Annotated in this window: 14 protein-coding genes; 7 read left to right on the top strand and 7 right to left on the bottom strand. The window is 41.0% G+C overall.

Going from position 1 to position 16,644, the window contains the following annotated elements:
* Positions 1 to 20: 20 nt before the first annotated feature.
* Entirely contained in the window at positions 21 to 878 is an 858-nt protein-coding gene (locus K5L93_RS00385) for a tetratricopeptide repeat protein (RefSeq protein WP_220717985.1), read from the bottom strand.
* A 146-nt stretch (positions 879 to 1,024) separates the two neighbouring features.
* Here K5L93_RS00385 and K5L93_RS00380 point away from each other — a divergent pair, with 146 nt between their 5' ends.
* Positions 1,025 to 1,819 (top strand): response regulator, encoded by a 795-nt coding sequence (locus K5L93_RS00380; protein ID WP_220717984.1) that lies wholly within the window; start codon positions 1,025 to 1,027, stop codon positions 1,817 to 1,819.
* A gap of 12 nt (positions 1,820 to 1,831) precedes the next feature.
* Here K5L93_RS00380 and K5L93_RS00375 read toward each other — a convergent pair whose 3' ends face one another.
* Positions 1,832 to 2,116 carry an HlyU family transcriptional regulator gene (locus tag K5L93_RS00375; RefSeq protein ID WP_220717983.1) on the bottom strand — a complete coding sequence of 95 codons (285 nt, stop codon included), beginning with the start codon at positions 2,114 to 2,116 and terminating at the stop codon, positions 1,832 to 1,834.
* 116 nt (positions 2,117 to 2,232) lie between these two features.
* Here K5L93_RS00375 and K5L93_RS00370 point away from each other — a divergent pair, with 116 nt between their 5' ends.
* Positions 2,233 to 3,642, top strand: coding sequence for a DNA recombination protein RmuC (locus K5L93_RS00370; RefSeq protein ID WP_220717982.1), 1,410 nt, complete (start codon positions 2,233 to 2,235; stop codon positions 3,640 to 3,642).
* A gap of 2 nt (positions 3,643 to 3,644) precedes the next feature.
* On the opposite strand, the gene malZ is transcribed toward K5L93_RS00370, so the two are convergent.
* On the bottom strand, positions 3,645 to 5,480 hold the full coding sequence (gene malZ / locus K5L93_RS00365; protein WP_220717981.1) for a maltodextrin glucosidase: 1,836 nt from the start codon (positions 5,478 to 5,480) through the stop codon (positions 3,645 to 3,647).
* Between the two features lie 184 nt (positions 5,481 to 5,664).
* Here malZ and K5L93_RS00360 point away from each other — a divergent pair, with 184 nt between their 5' ends.
* The gene (locus K5L93_RS00360; protein WP_220717980.1) at positions 5,665 to 7,527 is read left to right on the top strand and encodes a sensor domain-containing diguanylate cyclase; all 1,863 of its coding nucleotides are present in this window, start codon (positions 5,665 to 5,667) and stop codon (positions 7,525 to 7,527) included.
* A 10-nt stretch (positions 7,528 to 7,537) separates the two neighbouring features.
* Here K5L93_RS00360 and K5L93_RS00355 read toward each other — a convergent pair whose 3' ends face one another.
* Positions 7,538 to 8,236, bottom strand: coding sequence for a pseudouridine synthase (locus tag K5L93_RS00355; protein ID WP_220717979.1), 699 nt, complete (start codon positions 8,234 to 8,236; stop codon positions 7,538 to 7,540).
* Positions 8,237 to 8,315: 79 nt separating this feature from the next.
* On the opposite strand from K5L93_RS00355, the gene K5L93_RS00350 reads away from it, so the two are divergent.
* Entirely contained in the window at positions 8,316 to 8,930 is a 615-nt protein-coding gene (locus K5L93_RS00350) for a single-stranded DNA-binding protein (RefSeq protein WP_220717978.1), read from the top strand.
* 34 nt (positions 8,931 to 8,964) lie between these two features.
* On the opposite strand, the gene K5L93_RS00345 is transcribed toward K5L93_RS00350, so the two are convergent.
* A complete protein-coding gene (locus K5L93_RS00345; protein ID WP_220717977.1) occupies positions 8,965 to 9,468 on the bottom strand; it encodes a DUF3087 family protein in 504 nt (167 codons plus the stop codon).
* 208 nt (positions 9,469 to 9,676) lie between these two features.
* Here K5L93_RS00345 and K5L93_RS00340 point away from each other — a divergent pair, with 208 nt between their 5' ends.
* Complete coding sequence (locus K5L93_RS00340) at positions 9,677 to 10,840, top strand: efflux RND transporter periplasmic adaptor subunit (RefSeq protein WP_220717976.1); 1,164 nt, start codon at positions 9,677 to 9,679, stop codon at positions 10,838 to 10,840.
* Positions 10,841 to 10,850: 10 nt separating this feature from the next.
* A complete protein-coding gene (locus K5L93_RS00335) occupies positions 10,851 to 13,976 on the top strand; it encodes an efflux RND transporter permease subunit (RefSeq protein ID WP_220717975.1) in 3,126 nt (1,041 codons plus the stop codon).
* A gap of 63 nt (positions 13,977 to 14,039) precedes the next feature.
* Here the strand turns inward: K5L93_RS00335 and K5L93_RS00330 are convergent, their stop codons facing one another.
* A complete protein-coding gene (locus tag K5L93_RS00330) occupies positions 14,040 to 15,269 on the bottom strand; it encodes a cyclic di-GMP phosphodiesterase (RefSeq protein WP_220717974.1) in 1,230 nt (409 codons plus the stop codon).
* 194 nt (positions 15,270 to 15,463) lie between these two features.
* Here K5L93_RS00330 and K5L93_RS00325 point away from each other — a divergent pair, with 194 nt between their 5' ends.
* A complete protein-coding gene (locus K5L93_RS00325; protein WP_220717973.1) occupies positions 15,464 to 16,078 on the top strand; it encodes a flavin prenyltransferase UbiX in 615 nt (204 codons plus the stop codon).
* A gap of 33 nt (positions 16,079 to 16,111) precedes the next feature.
* Here the strand turns inward: K5L93_RS00325 and fur are convergent, their stop codons facing one another.
* Positions 16,112 to 16,543: a ferric iron uptake transcriptional regulator gene (gene fur / locus K5L93_RS00320; protein WP_220717972.1), complete on the bottom strand. Its 432-nt coding sequence runs from the start codon at positions 16,541 to 16,543 to the stop codon at positions 16,112 to 16,114.
* Positions 16,544 to 16,644: the final 101 nt, after the last annotated feature.

Here is a 16,644-nt window from a genome sequence, read left to right as displayed (position 1 = left end):
ATTAGGATTTAGCTTTACTGCTAGTACAAAAGGCTGAAGTACTTTCTGCGGTACTGAGAAGATAAAGGGTCGCCATTTAGTGTGGCTAACATGTCCAAGAAATTCTTTTTAATCTGGCCGTCTAGGCACTCTAAGTCTTTTTGAAGTATCGCTAGTAGCAGCTCAAGAGCTTCCTGATTGCGGCCTGCTTGAGAATACTGAATGGCTAAGCTTAAGCGCAGCTCAGCGCTATCGTCAGCTGTGTTAAGTTTGCTTTCAAGGGCTTTAATCTCAGGGCTTTCGGCTGCTGCTTTTAACAGCTCAAGCTGGCTTTTTAACTCATGAAAATCGGCTTGTTGGTCTTCTAGTGGCAAGCCGTTTAACAGTGTTTCGGCCTCGTCAGCGATTTGGTTATTAAGCAAGGCTCTAATCAATACTAAGATAATGTCGTTACGTTGAGGGGCTAGATTATGGGCTTCACGTATCACGTTTAGTGCTTCTACCGATTGGTCTTCTGCTAGTAGCTCTTTAGCTTTAGCTAATAGTTGATCTTCGGGGGCAGGTAAATGACGAACAATGGTTTCGGTGACTTGCTCTGGTGAAGGGATGTCGGCAAAGCCATCAACTGGACGACCTTCTTTTAGGATGACTACTGCTGGAGCTTGTGCAACACCAAGTTGCTGAGCAAGCGGTGCTAACTCATCCATATTCACGCGAGCTAAAGTAAAGCTAGCGCCTGTTTGTTGATGGATTTGTTGTAGCAGTGAAAACAGTGGCTCACACTGAGGGCTAGAAGGCGACCAAAAATGCACCACTACAGGCAGGTTCATTGAACCTTCAATTAACACTTGTTGGGCGTTCTCAAAACTAATATCGATAACAGACGTTGTGGGCTGCATAGCGTTTTCCGTTGGTTGTTTAGCCTTAATTTGGTGACTAAAAGCATGTTTTTCAAGTAAGAATGCTAGATTAGCAAATTAGCGATAAAAATGGATAGATTAACGCGTTACTATGAGTATTCCTATTGTTAGTGAAACAGGAAGTTATGGATACATTGTCGTTAGCTGATCTTACGATCTTATTAGTTGAGCCTTCAAACATGCAACGCAACATTATTCGTACCCGTTTACATGAAGCCGGTATTGATAATTTTTTAATGGCAGAAAACTGTCAACAGGCTCTGGAGCTAGCAATTAAAACTGCTCCAGATTTGGTGGTTAGCTCAATGTATTTTAGCGACGGTACTGCTACCGATTTAGTACAGCAGTTGCGAGCCAATGATTTAAGCCGAGATGTGGCCTTTATGCTGATATCTAGTGAAGCTTGTCACCATACCCTAGATGCAATCAAACAAGCTGGGGTTATAGCCATTTTGCCTAAGCCTTTCGAGTTCACGCATTTATTGTCTGCACTGCAAGCTACCATAAGTTATATAGAGCCAGATAGTGACGTTATCGATAACTTAGATTTCTCTGATAAAACGGTACTGGTTGTTGATGACAGCCAAACGGCTCGCCGTCATATTTCTAAAGTTTTAGAAAACATTGGTTTAACTAAACTCTTGTTGGCAGAGCATGGTCAAGAGGCTTTATCGTTAATGGTTAACAACCAAGTAGATTTGGTGATTACCGATTACAACATGCCGATAATGGATGGGGCAGCATTAATCGAAGCACTGCGTCAACATCCAACATTCTGTGAGATCCCAGCTCTAATGGTAACGTCTGAAAATAACTGCGCCAAGCTTGATGGTGTAAGACAAAGTGGGGTATCAGCTTTAGTCGACAAGCCGTTTGATATTGACGCGGTAAAACAGGTGCTAACCCGATTATTCGATTAGCACCGTTTTTGCTTAATCGAATATTTGCTCACCCATTTGATCAATAAATGTTTTGCATTTGTGCATGGCTAGTTCGGCAGCGTCATCTGAGCTAGCGCATGTGTCAGAGCGAATAAATATGTGCTCTTTCAATTCACCATTTACAGTTTTACTGATTTTAGCCGCCACTCGGTATTGGCCATTTGAAGATTGTGGCTGAGGCATAATGGTGAACTCATTGTAAACTTCCGCTGGATAGCTTTTGGGGGTAACTGGCGCAGCTTGGAACATTTTTTTAAAAGCTGAAAAGATACTCATCTTAATGATTTTCCTAAATTTAAGCTAAAACATGTACTACAGCTTTAAGATTGGCGAGCTGCATACTGTATGATGCATGATAACGAGCAATTCAACATAATCACAATGGAATTACTGTGAACTTAGAGACTATTTTTTCTCAATTTAACCAAACGAGTGCTGCCATTACTTTTTTCTTATTTTTTTTGCTACTTATAAGCCTGTTGGTAAATAGCATAAAAGGTAGAGCTTTTTCCAAAAAAAACGATGAGTTTTCATTGTTAAAACAACAGCTCGAAACTGAATTACAAGAGCAAAATCTAGCTAATCAACAATTACAGCAACAACTCCACGACAAGGATATTTCACTCGCCGAGTTACATACCGAGCTGCAGCACCTGCAAGAGCTTAAACAAGACTTAGATACCTGCCAGCAATTGTTGCAACGTGAACAGCAACGCTGTGCTTTACTCCAGCAAAAGGACATTACGCTACAAGAACGAATCAGCTATTTAGAGAAGAGTGAAGAGCGAGTTAACAAGCAGTTTGAGTTGTTAGCTAATCGAATATTTTCAGAGAAAGGCCTAGAGCTACAACAACAAAGTAAGCAGAGTATTGAGTCGGTATTACAGCCATTAAAACAGCAACTTGATGGTTTTAAGCAGCAGGTTCAGCAAAGCTACGAAAACGAAGCTAAGCAGCGCCATTCTTTAAAAGACCAAATTGTTACTTTGCAATCGCTTAATCAGCAGATCAGTGAAGATGCGGTGCGCTTGACCAAAGCGTTGAAAGGGGATAATAAACAACAAGGTGACTGGGGAGAGCTGATATTAGAGCAAATTTTGCAATCTTCAGGTCTTAGAGCAGGGCATGAGTATCAAACTCAGGTAGTAGGGGTTAACCAACATGGTCAAACCATTAAACCCGATGTTGTAGTGAAACTCCCGGACAATAAGTCAGTGATTGTTGACTCAAAAGTAAACCTAGTTGCCTATGAGCGTTATTACAACAGCGAAGATAGTGAAGCTCAGCAAGCTGCTTTAAAAGAGCATGCTAAAAGCTTACGCCAACAAATTATCGGTTTATCCAAAAAGGATTACCATACTTTGTATCAACTCCCATCCTTAGATTATGTGTTGTTATTCATTCCAATTGAAGGCGCTTACCTTAGCGCCTTAGAGCAAGACCCTTCGTTAATTAACTTTGCACTAGAGTCCAATATATTACTGGTGAGTCCAAGTAGTTTGATGGTGGCGCTTAGAACAATTCAGAACTTATGGAAAACTGAGCACCAACAACAAAATGCCCAAGTGATCGCCCAACGGGCAGGGAAATTATTCGATAAGTTTGTTGCGTTCACGGAAGATTTAAAAAGTCATGGTCAACAACTGCAACGCTCTAATGATAGCTATCAAAACGCCATGAATAAACTCAGCACTGGTAAGGGAAACTTAGTTAGGCAAGCCCAGCAGCTAAAAGACTTGCAGATAAACGCCAGCAAGTCTTTAGATGCGAAATTACTGACAGATAGCCAGTATGAGGAATAAGCCTATTGGCTAATTAATACCACGGAAGATTGGGCAGCTAGTGATAGTGCCAATTTTCCATCTGTATCGGCAATCAACTCTTGGTCGCTATCTAATACTTTGTAAGGAACCTTGTCTTGTAGGTGGGCTAGGTTTAAGTAAAGCTCTTGAGACTCCCCTCGGTTAATTACCACAATACTGTGTTGCTCTGGCAGCCAACGCATAAACACCCATACGTCGTCATCCTCAAGCAAGCTTATAAGGTCACCTTGCTGTAACTCACTACGCTGTTTGCGCAGCGAAATCAGTTGCTGGTAATGCTTTAGCAAAGCTTGTTTCCATTGCTTCTCATCCCATGGGAAGCAACGGCGACAGTCTGGATCATTAGCGCCAGTTAAGCCTACTTCATCACCGTAGTAAATAGACGGCACACCGATATATGTAAGCAGCATGGTAGCCGCAACTTTGGCAAGTTCTTCGTTTTCGTTCACTAAATGAGAAAAACGCGGCGTGTCATGGCTATCTAATAAGTTGTATTGAGCTAATTGATTGGCAAAGGGGATAGAGCCGCGTGCTTCGGCTAGCCAAGTCGCTAAATCAGCAGCGTTAAGTCTAAGAGGTACGTAGCGTGGAACATCAACACCGGCTAAAAATGCTACTAAGGGTTGGTTAAAACCGTAGTAGTTCATGGCTGCGTCCTCTTGGTCACCTTGCAGCCATTGAGTCGCTTCTGCAAAGTGCTCACCTATCATGTAGGCTTCGCTGTTTGTTTGCTTGATAGACTCTCTAAATTTAGCTACATAATGGGCATTGTTTTGTGCGCTATTATGTTCACCAAGCATGTGAATAACATCGAAGCGCCAAGCGTCGATAGAAAAGGGCGGTTTTAACCAATGCTTTAGTACCGATTGCTCACCTTCATAGATAGCTTGCTGCACCTCAAAATTAGCGAAGTTTAGCTTAGGTAAGGTTTCAACCCCTTTCCATGACCAATAATTACCGCTGTCATCAAAGTGGTACCAATCTTTAAACAACGAATCTTGGTGGTGATATGCGCCGCCTTGATGCTGCTGGTAGTAATCCATCCAGTGGTGTTGATTAGAGGTGTGATTAACTACCGCGTCTAGCATTAGCTTCATACCCCGGCTTTTCATATTTGCTGATAGGCTAATTAAAGCCTCGTCTCCTCCGAAGTGTGGCTCAACTTTAAAGTAGTTGGTGCAGTCGTATTTGTGGTTGCTTGGAGAACAAAAAATGGGGTTAAGATAAAGTGCTGTAATTCCTAGCTGTTGCAGGTAATCGAGCTTTTGTTCAATACCAATTAAATCGCCGCCATAAAACTCTGTAGCGCCAGTGCCGGAATGGGATTTAGCGACTGGCTCGCCCCATTGTTTTTGTACAATTTCGCGGCCATCTTCTTGGTAACTGTAGTTACTTTTACTGGGGGTTAAACTAGGGTCTCCATTTGCAAAACGTTCAGGGAAAATCTGATAGAAAACCTGTCTCCTCACCCACTCTGGCGGCTTTGCTTGGCTGTTTATTCTAAAGTGAAAGTGTTTTTGAGGGAGCCGTTTAGATTCGCCGGCTGCATGTAGATAACACTGGTCATTGCCGGTTAAAAACTTAAAACAATAAAGCGTTAGAGGCGAGTGCGGGCTAACAGGTATGCTAATTTGCCATTTAAGCCAATTAGCCTCAATGTGTGGTTCGGTCATTTCTATTAGCCACTCTTCGTGATCAGGTTCAACCCGAACAAACACCTTTTGATAAGGGTGATTAATAGAAGTATAAAGCGTTATTAAATAGCTATCTTGCTGCTGTATAACCTGACTTTGAGGATGAAAGCGAAAATCAGTCATGTATTTACCTTGTTGTTTTTTGCTAAGTATCCTAGTAGCCCGTTAAGCATTCAAGTATGAATATTCAATTTCATATTATTTGATTTATTGTTTGTTTTTTCCAAAATTGCTGTAGTTTTCCAGAGCAAAACTGCTTAAGTTGTTTAATAATGGGGTGTATTCAAATAGATCTTAAAGTGCGCACTTGAATTTACATTTTCTTAAAACAAACATTTCGTGGCGAAAGAAAGCAAGCTTTTGGACTTTGTTGGTGACCTTGCTGTTTGCTACGGTGATCTTTCATCGTTACCAGACTATAAAAAATCAGATTGTAGAAGAAGTAGAGTTGTCTTTTGGCGGATTTAAGACTGCTAACAAGCATTTAATAAGCCTGTTGTCGCAACGCCTTTCACTGTTAACCCGAACTCTAGGGTTACTTAACTACGTTAATGATGAATCTGAGTTAACCTTGGTCACGCTCGCTACAGAATGGCAAAGGATCGCTCGTGATGTGAATTTAGAAGGTGATTTTTATTATATTCACCGAGATGGACGCGTTGATCTCGCGTTGGTCCAAGCAAGTACTGGTCATAAACTAGAATGGGGAGCTAAAACTAATCCTTTTGTGAAAAATTATTTTGCGAAGCTGTTATGGGGAGATGAAGGAGTTGTTTACGCTAAGTCCATTTTTGATCCAGACATTCAGCAAACCTTTTACGTATTATATATTCCAGTATTTGATAAATGGTCAAAATTAGTAGGGTGGATGGTTAACGAATATGATCAAAAGGCGATTAATAAGACCGTGCATTTTGTTGGACGTCCTCAGTTAGTAGAGAGAGCCATTATCTATACGAGCGACGATATCCTTATCGAAGGTGAAACTAGTCAGTCCACCTCGAAAAAATTAGCAGAGTTAGTGGGAAAGTTAAGCTTCTCATCACTTAGCAGTTATTTTACTAACACGCCCTACAGAGCAGTTGCCTCTCCATATAATGTTGGTAGTGGACTAATGTTCACGTCTGTTCTTGATGATAATAATGGTCAGGAACGTAATATGGCCTTTTTGTATATCTCTTATGGCGATTTAGCGTCAGATAGCAGGCATTGGTTAGTGTTTATAGCCGTAGCTTACGTGGTGTCGACGATAGGTTGTTTTATAGCTGCTTATTTAACAGAAATGATTCGCCGTGAAAAATCTGTGGTAGAAGAGCTAAATGCATTAAGAGAGGCTGCTTTTGAAGGCGAGTTTTCTCAAGCCGTTACTAACCCGCAGGGCGAGATATTACAAGTTAACAAGTATCTGGCTAAGAAAGCAGGGGTAGATGTAGAACAAATGATTGGCAAAAAGCTTACTGACTTTGGTCGCTCTGATATTCTATTTGATGAAGTTCTTCAAATTGCTGCGAAGCAAGGCAGTTGGTTAGGTGAGGTGGCTCTTCAGAGTAATAACGGCGTTACATCATTTCAACAAATGACGGTAACTGCTGTTTATTGGCAAAACAAATTACATAACTTTGTCTGTTCAAGTATTGATATTAGTGCTCAAAAGTCCTTGGAAAGTAAATTAAAACAACTTGCCAATACTGACCCCTTAACGGGTGCAGCAAATCGTCGCTATTTTGAAGATAGGGTTTTTCTGGAACAAAGCCGCAGTGACCGAAATGGCTCGTGTTTTTCGATTATGATGATAGATGTTGATCATTTTAAAAAACTAAATGACGAATTTGGGCACGATACTGGTGATTTATGTTTAATTCGTCTGGTAGAAACAATTAATAAGTTGAAACGAGAAATAGATCTACTCGCACGCTGGGGCGGGGAGGAATTTATCATGTTGTTACCAGAGACTGATGTAACACAAGCTGCTAACTTAGCAGAGCGATTACGTTTAGCCTTTGAGCAAGCTAAGGTAACGCCCGGTTTTACCTGTAGTTTTGGAATTACTCAGAGTGAAAAAGATAGCAGTTTTGCCAAACTCTATAAGCAGGCTGACAAGGCGTTGTACGTTGCTAAAAACAATGGGCGTAATCGAGTAGTTGATTATGCATCCATGAGTGAGAGTTAGTTTGGTGGGGTTAGGTAAAACATCTAATTTCTGTTTCACTAAGCTCTCTATACTCACCTGGTTTTAGAGCTTGATCTAGCGTTACTTCACCAATTTTTTCACGGTGTAAGGCAATGACCTTGTTGCCCAATGCTGCGCACATACGTTTGACTTGATGGTAACGGCCTTCGCTAATACTCAATATGAACTCGGTCTGACAAAGTCGTGCAGTTTTGGCTGGGGTAGTGGGTTTGTCTTCGCCTCGTAACAATATGCCCTGTTCAAGTTTACGTAATTCATCATCACTGATCGCTTCAGCTAAGGTTACACGATAGTGTTTGAACTTATTGCTATTTGGGCTAGTTACCTTATGCGACCATTGACCATCGCTAGTGAGTAGTAATAAGCCAGAAGTATCTATATCTAATCGGCCTGCGGCGTGAATTTTTCGTGGTGAGTCAATTAAGGATAAAGCGCTAGGGTGATTTGCTTCGGCCTCTGTACTTACATAGCCCAGCGGTTTATTTAACATGAAATACTGGTGTGTGGTTAGGCTTAACTCATTACCATCCAAGCTTACTCTATCACCCGTATGGATACTTAATTGAGCATTAATGTTTTTATAATTATTTACATTTACCCGTTTGTTTCTAATATACTTTTTTGCCTCGCTTCGAGAAATGTGAGCGGCTTTAGAAAGGAATTTGTCTAATCGGCACGGGTATTTCATAATGAGGTTCTGTTGCTACTTTGTTGTAGCATAAGTTTACTAAACAATGCCTTTAAAGGCTTCAGGTGGAGAAAAGTTTTTGCAAGTAATCTGTCGCTCATCGGTAGAAATTCTAGGCAACATTGTGTCTAAGGAAATTACTCTTCGCTACTTTAGTGATGGGACTGCCATTACTCAGTTTGAAGTATTGTTCAAGCGAAAGCCCAAAGGAAGTGGTAAAGAGCAAATAGAAGTATTTCAGCTTAATGCCCGAGGTGAGCAAGCCGAAAGAATTAAGCAGTATGCCAAAGCGGGTGATGGTGTAGTGATCAGCGGGCACTTAAAAAACCAAAAAGACAGCAAAGGCTCTATCACCAGCGCGATTGAAGTTGAACAAGTGAGTTTTGTTGGAGCGCCTTCTCAACTCTATTGGAACAAGGTCACTTTGGTTGGTGAAATTGTTGGAAAGTCCTCTTTGCGAAAGAGTATAAACAATCAGAGCTATTTGAAGTTACAAGTTTCTACTGATCTGTCGGATCAACAGCATGCAGTTAATTGCAATTTGTGGGCTTACCCGGCAGAGTTAATTGATAAACAGGCAGAAGTGGGTGATAAGTTGGTACTTGACGGTTCGCTCAAAAAGGCTTTTGCAGAAGACAAATCAATTTCACCGATCTTGGTAGATGGGCATACTTGTCTCCATCTAAAAGCTTGATGTATAGCTTTAACACTGCTTGGTTAAAATAGGCTCAATATTTTGTTAACGCGCTGCTGGAGTAGTTGTTAGCATCTATGTTCAGATTAAACTGTTCCGCTTGCTGCTCAAGCTTTTTCTCTGAAATACTTAATTCGTTAAGCATAAGGGTATTGTCATCTAACTCCCAAATTTGACGGCTACCCAAATAGGAAAACTTAACGATTTCGAAAGCTGTTTTATCACCTTTATTCATGGCGTTAACTAAAGCTGCCATCTTACGGTTAATTTTGTTGAGTTCTTGCTTTAAACGCCAAACATACATGACCTCATAAAACCATGCTCTCTCTTTCAGCGTTAATACGATAGGGATAATGGTAACCACTGCTGCTACCACACCCATTAGGTTGAGATAAAAGTTATCAGAACCCTTCGAAAACAAGGCAATAAATAGGCTTGACCAAAACAAGGTGAACAAAATCAATAAGCCGGAAATACCCAAATAAGTATAGCGCGATCGTTGTTGATATAAGGCTTTGTCTATCTTTTGAAACTGCATGTTAAGCTCATAAAACAAGTTATAAAAGGATGGTATCAAAACCTTGCATATACAGGAAATAGAAACGAACCTTGTATACAGAGTAAGCTGTTGTTTAATATTTAGAAAAATGTGGTGCAAAAATGGCTCCTTTGGTTTTCATGCTCCCACATTAGGACTATGATTAGTAATGGTTTACTCGGTATACAAAAATTTACAAGGAATGTTTATGAACCGCACACCTGTTGTAGCGCGTGTGGCAAAGGTCTTGGGCCTTACGCTTGCCTCACTTTCATTTTTAAGTGCGTGTGATACCGCACCACCTCCTCCGCCAGTTGTGAAAGCTAACGTTAAAGTTTTTGAAGTTGCGATGAAACAAGTAACACCAAGTAGAGAATTTGTAGGCAGAACAGAATCTACTCAAGATATCACCATTAAATCTAAAGTTCGCGGTAACTTACTAAAGACTAATTTTGAAGAGGGGAGCGTTGTTGAGGAAGGGGCATTACTTTTTGAAATCGACCCAGCTCAATATGACGCAGCAGTTAAAGCATCTGAGGCCTTAGTAGCCCAAGCTAAGGCCGCATACGACACCGCTGTTCTCAATTTTAAACGCGGTGAAGGCTTGATTAAAGATAACTTCATTAGCCAATCTGATTACGACAATCTATTATCTCGTAAACTGCAAACGGCTGCGTCTTTACAAAGTGCAAATGCCGAGTTGGACAATGCCAAACTAGAACTTGGTTACACCAAGATTTACGCGCCGTTTACCGGTCGTATTAGTCGCGCTGCTGTATTCACTGGTGACCTTATTTCGCCCGATCAAACAAAACTGGCGGACTTGGTTCAAATGGAGCCTGTTTGGGTTAACTTCCAACTACCGGAAAAAGTGCTCATTGAAGCGCAACGGGCGCACAAATCTGTAACTACACCGTTTAAACTGAACGAATTCCCAGTGAAAATTAAGTTTCCTGATGGCACGTTATTTGACGAGATCGGTAAAATGGATTTTGTTGATAACCGAGTTGATGCCACAACTGGTACCTTAGCCATCCGTGCAGAGTTTCCGAATAAAGAACATATTATCGTACCGGGTTTGTACGTAACAGTAATCATCGAGTCGCCTGAGCAACAGGAAGTAATGTTAATTCCGCAGCGGGCCGTTCAAGAGGACCAACAGGGACGCTATGTACTAACGGTTGATAAAAAAGATATTGTTACCCGTCGAAATGTAGAACTTGGCGAACGCTATGGCATTGATTGGCAAGTAGAAAAAGGCTTAGAAAAGGGTGATTTAGTTATCACAGAAGGCCTGCAAAAAGCGCGTATAGGTGCGGAAGTCGATCACGAAATGGATACTATTCAACCATTCTCTGATACCCAGTCCTAAGGAGTCGGTGATGATTAGTAAGTTTTTTATTCATCGACCCAAGTTTGCCTTTGTTATTTCTATCGTTTTAACATTGGCTGGCTTTTTGTCGATACCGGTATTGCCAATTGCTGAGTTCCCCAATATTTCTCCTCCAATGGTTTCAGTCACCACCAGTTACCCAGGAGCTAGCGCGGAGGTTGTTGCAGATACCGTCGCTAAGGTTATTGAGGCCGAAGTAAACGGTGTAGAAAACATGATCTACATGGAGTCAAAAGGTGCGAATGATGGCTCTTATAGCCTAAACGTGACTTTTGAAGTGGGCAGCAATGTTGATATGGCGCAGGTAAACGTGCAAAACCGTGTTCAACAAGCTATGCCCAGACTTCCCTCCGAAGTTCAACGAAATGGAGTGAAAGTAGAAAAACAAGATCCAAATATCTTGATGATGCTTAACCTAGTTTCACCAAATGAATCTTTAGATAACCTGTTCTTAAATAACTACATGGGGATCAATATTAAAGATAACCTTGCTAGGGTAAATGGGGTATCTAAAGTAAGCATTATCGGTGGCATGGACTATTCGATGCGTATTTGGTTAAACCCAGATCGTATGGCCAGTTTAGGTGTTACCGTTGAAGATGCAATAACCTCTATTCAAGAGCAGAATATTCAAGTTGCCGCTGGTCGAATTGGTGCAGCCCCCGTGCCGCGCGACCAGCAGTTTCAGTACACCTTATCTACGAAAGGGCGTTTAAGTCATCCAGAAGAGTTTGAAGAAATTATCGTTCGCTCAAACCCTGATGGAAGTGCAGTTTATTTAAAAGACATTTCTCGTATAGAACTTGGCGCAGCTAGCTACGATGCTGAAGCTAAATTAGACAATCAAGATTCGGCCTTACTATTTATTTATCAAGCAAGTGGAGCAAATGCTTTAGAAGTAGCTAAAGGTGTTAGGGAAGAGATAACGCGCTTAAGTGAGCAGTTTCCCGAAGATATGGATTACAAAGTGTTGTACGACACTACCGAATTCGTTGAAACGTCGATAGATGAAATGTTGGAAACACTTCTCATCGCAATCGCCTTGGTTATTTTTGTTGTTTATATCTTCTTGCAAGATGTTCGACAAACGCTGATCCCAGCCATTGCTATACCGGTATCTTTAGTTGGTACTTTTGCTTTCTTGCTTGCTACCGGCATGAGCATTAACACCGTATCTTTATTCGCGTTAATTCTCGCGATTGGTATTGTGGTCGATGATGCCATTGTAGTTGTTGAAAACACTACGCGTTTAATGCAAGACGAAGGTTTGAATGCTGTAGAAGCAACCACCAAGTCTATGCAAGAGGTTACAGGTCCGGTTGTTGCCACTACCTTGGTGCTACTAGCAGTATTTGCACCTACAGCTGTAATGCCTGGTATTACCGGTCAAATGTATGCCCAGTTTTCGATTACAATTTGTATCTCGGTACTAATTTCATCTGTCAATGCTTTAACGTTAAGCCCGGCGTTATGTGCCTCGTTATTGAGAACACCTAAAGTTCATGAAAAAGGTTTTCATGCTTTCTTTAACAAACACTTTGATAAAGTCACTGGTAAATACAGTGGTTTTGTAAGTGGAATGGTACGAAAACTTTCTATTGTCGGAATAGTCTACGTTTTACTTATAGGTGCAACGGGGTATTTGGCAACATCACTTCCCTCTGGTTTTGTGCCCACTGAAGATAAGAAAGCTTTTTTCATTGATGTTCAACTGCCAAATGGTGCGTCGATTAACCGTACTAAAGAAGTCGTATCCCGAATGGTGGACGAATTAAATGAAATGGATGGCGTAACCAACGTAATTTCAGCAAGCGGCTATTCGATTATTTCTGGTGCAGTTTCTTCTAATGCCGGCTTGATGGTTGTAATTCTTTCTCATTGGGATGAGCGAACAGACCCTGCATTAATTGAATCTAATATAGTCCAAAGAGCTAACGGAGTATTGGCCAGTTACAACGAAGCACAAGCTGTTGGTTTTTCTTTACCTGCTTTACCTGGAGTAGGCACGGTATCGGGTGTTGAATTCTACATTCAAGATACCTTAGGCCGTTCACCAGAGTCACTTGCAAGTGTTATGCGCGCTACTGCCATAGAGGCAGCAAGCAACCCCGATCTCACTGCGGCCTTTAGTACTTATCGAGCTGACGTTCCGCAACTATTCGTAGATGTAGACCGCCAAAAAGCAAAAGTACAGGGTGTCCAGTTAAGTAGTATCTTTACAACATTGCAAACCATGCTTGGCTCTATGTATGTGAATGACTTTAACCGATTTGGTAAAGTGTTCCGGGTAAACATGCAGGCCGAAACAGAGTTCCGCGATTCTGAACAGGATATAGCCCGGTTTTACATTCGAAACAAGTTTGATGAAATGGTCCCTCTCAATACCTTAGTTCAAGTTGAGCCAAAGCTAGGGCCTGAGTATATCAACCAGTTCAACTTGTACGGCGCAGTTAAGATGAATGCTTTCCCAGCACCTGGTTTTAGTTCTGGTCAAGCCATTGATGCAGTGAAGAGGATTGCTGACACAACCTTCCCAGCAGGCTATACGTACGAGTGGTCTGGTCAAACTTACCAAGAACTTAAGGCAGGTAACTTAGCGCCGTTCATTTTTACTTTGGCATTAATATTTACCTATTTATTCTTAGTTGCTCAATATGAAAGTTGGACTGTGCCTATCTCGGTTATGTTAGCTGTTCCTATCGCGATACTAGGTGCATTTGTTTACATTTGGATTATGGGTTCAGATGTAAACTTGTATACCCAAATTGGCTTAGTATTGTTGATAGGTTTGGCGTGTAAGAACGCAATTCTTATTGTGGAATTTGCAAAGCAGCTACGTGAAGGGGGAATGAGTATTCGAGACTCTGCGGTTAAAGCGGCTCGGCTACGTTTTAGAGCTGTATTGATGACAGCGTTCTCTTTCATTCTTGGTGTTATTCCTCTTGTTATTGCAACTGGAGCTGGAGCTGCAAGTCGAGTTTCCCTTGGATACGCAGTAATGGGAGGCATGATTGCGGCCACAATTGTGGGAACGTGTTTAGTGCCGGTATTCTACGTAATGTTACAAGGCTTGAGAGAGAAAGCTAAGGGTATTAAAGATGCCCCCAATTTATAGTTAAAAAAAATGCAAAAAAGCCCGAATTATCGGGCTTTTTTTTGATTGGTATTTAGTGAAGTGTCACTGTTCAGGGTCGAAAAAGTAACAGCTACGTAGTTTAGGATCGAAGTTCTTTACCAGGCTAGCGGGTACATCTTCCCATTTTACTGTTTTGTTGATTTTCAACTCTTCTTTAGCCAAATCGAGAATACTTGCATTGGAGAAATTTTTTCCTTTGTCCAACAGTAACACTCTTGGTTTTAATTTCTCTTTAGGATTGCTAGACATAACCATCGCGTAGCTGCTATTTGATAAACTCACAATTGAACCTGGTGGATAAATTCCAAGTGTATTCATTAGCTGTTCTAAGTAGAGTTTATTGTATTTGGTGTCGGCACTTTTGTAGAGGAAAGCAAAAGCTTCTTGTGGGGTCATACGCTTTTGATTAGGTAAAGGGGCGCATAAATGTTCAAAGGCATCTACGATTGCTAGAAGTTGTGTCTCTTTGCTTAGAGCCTTAGCTTTTAACCCTTGAGGATAGCCGGAGCCATCAAGGCGTTCATGATGGTTTACTACTATGGGTAAAACTTCTTTGGGAAAAGAGCCTGCTTTTTTAATGAGTTCGGCACTAAATTTTGGATGAGTTTGATAAAAATTCTGCTCTGCCTGAGTCCATTCTGTTGGTTTTCTGCGTATCTGTTGAGGTACCTTCAATTCGCCAATATCGTGAATCATCGCTGCTATGCATAGGTGCTGGCATTCTTTTTGGGTAAAACCAAGGTTTTTGGCGACTAAGATCGAGAGCACGGCAACGTTTACGCTATGAAAGAAAATATCTTCATCACTACTAGGTTCCAAACTTACATACACACTGTGGGCTGCTGAAGATTTGAACATCATTTGTAGGGTAATATTCACTTGTTCAAAGATACTGTAATAAGCCTCTTCAGGTTTACTGGTAAACTTAGTTAGTGCTAAACGGAAGTTCTCTGCATTTTGTAAATAGGCCTTGTTTGCACGCTTCTGCCCATCTCTAAGTTCATTTAGCCAAGCTTGGTCTGGGTCAGCATTAGTGACTTCCGCTGTGTTCTCTTCAATCGTATCATTTAGGTTGGGAGTCGGAGTCGTTATTTTAGACTTACTAGGAACCACTTCTATGAGTTCTAATCCTAAGGATTTTACAACCATAAGCTGCTCATTAGTTTTTATGAGAAAGCTATTTCGCATGAAAGGGTGTGCTGTCCACCCTAGAGGAAGGCTGATGTAATGTCCTACTTGTAATGACTGAGTGGGTATTTCCGTTTTAGACATAGGCCAAGATTGATTAATCCTTTAAGTAATTGTAGTAAATAGTCACAGATTTATAAATGGTTGATTGTTCATAACAAGTCGCTAAGCACAGTTAATCCCGCTACAATCACTTTAAAGTTTATTCCATAGACTTAATAATTACATTCCTTGGATGTTTCGCGATCTATAACAACGAGTTAATCATCATTAAGAATATGAAAAAAAAAGAGATTACTTTAGCTATTACTGGGGCGTCGGGAGCGCCTTATGCGCTGTGTTTATTAGAGCAACTAGTTAAAAAGCAGTTTACTATTCATTTGCTGGTCTCCAGTGCAGCAAAAGTTGTTCTAGCTACAGAGGTTGACGAGCAGTGGCCAAATAATTCAGATAAAGCGCAAACATTTTTGCAAGAACGGTTTAAGGCTGAATCTGGACAAATTATTGTGCCAGGCAAAAATGATTGGTTTTCCCCTGTTGCTTCTGGTTCAGCTGCACCTAAAATCATGGTTGTTTGTCCTTGTAGTATGGGGACGTTAGCCTCTATAGCTATGGGGCTTTCAGATAATTTGATTGAGCGAGCGGCAGATGTGGTTATTAAAGAGAAAGGTAAGTTGATAATGGTGCCTAGAGAAATGCCTTTCTCGGCGATCCATTTAGAAAACATGCTTAAGTTAGCTAAGTTGGGGGTGGATATACTGCCAGCTAACCCTGGTTTCTATCATAAGCCAGAGACCATTCAAGATTTGCTTGAGCATGTAACATCGCGAATTTTAGATCACATTGGTGTAGAAAACGATTTAGTTGAGCGATGGGGCTACTCAGGAAAGTAAATACAGGTGAGTGAATCACCTGTATTTTAGAAACTAGTCTTCGCGGCTTTCGCAGTCTGCTTTGGTGCAGTTGCCGTATAAATAAAGGCTATGGTTGGTGAGTTTAATATTATTTTCTTGAGCAATATCTTTTTGTCTTTGCTCAATAGTTTCATCGTTAAACTCTATAACTTTACCACAATCTAAACACACTAAATGGTCGTGGTGGTGTTGACTATTCAATTCAAATACTGATTTACCACCTTCAAAGTGATGACGGGTAACAATACCTGCATCATCAAATTGGTTCAATACACGATAAACTGTAGCTAAACCGATTTCTTCGCCTTGGTCGATTAAAAGCTTGTATAAATCTTCAGCACTAATATGCTGATTGTTCGGCGTTTGTAGTAGCTCTAGAATTTTCATTCTGGGCAAGGTCACTTTAAGGCCTGCTTTTTTTAGAGCTAGATTATTATCAGACATAGGTGAAATTTTTTCCCTTGCTGTTATTCATTCCAAAACTGCAAGTAGTATACGGATTTACAAGACAAACAGAAAGCTCGATAAGAAAACTTGTAGCCCAG

Origin of the sequence: Agarivorans litoreus (assembly GCF_019649015.1) — a bacterium.
Taxonomy (GTDB): Bacteria; Pseudomonadota; Gammaproteobacteria; order Enterobacterales; family Celerinatantimonadaceae; genus Agarivorans; species Agarivorans litoreus.
This window is presented reverse-complemented; position numbering and strand designations above follow the sequence as displayed.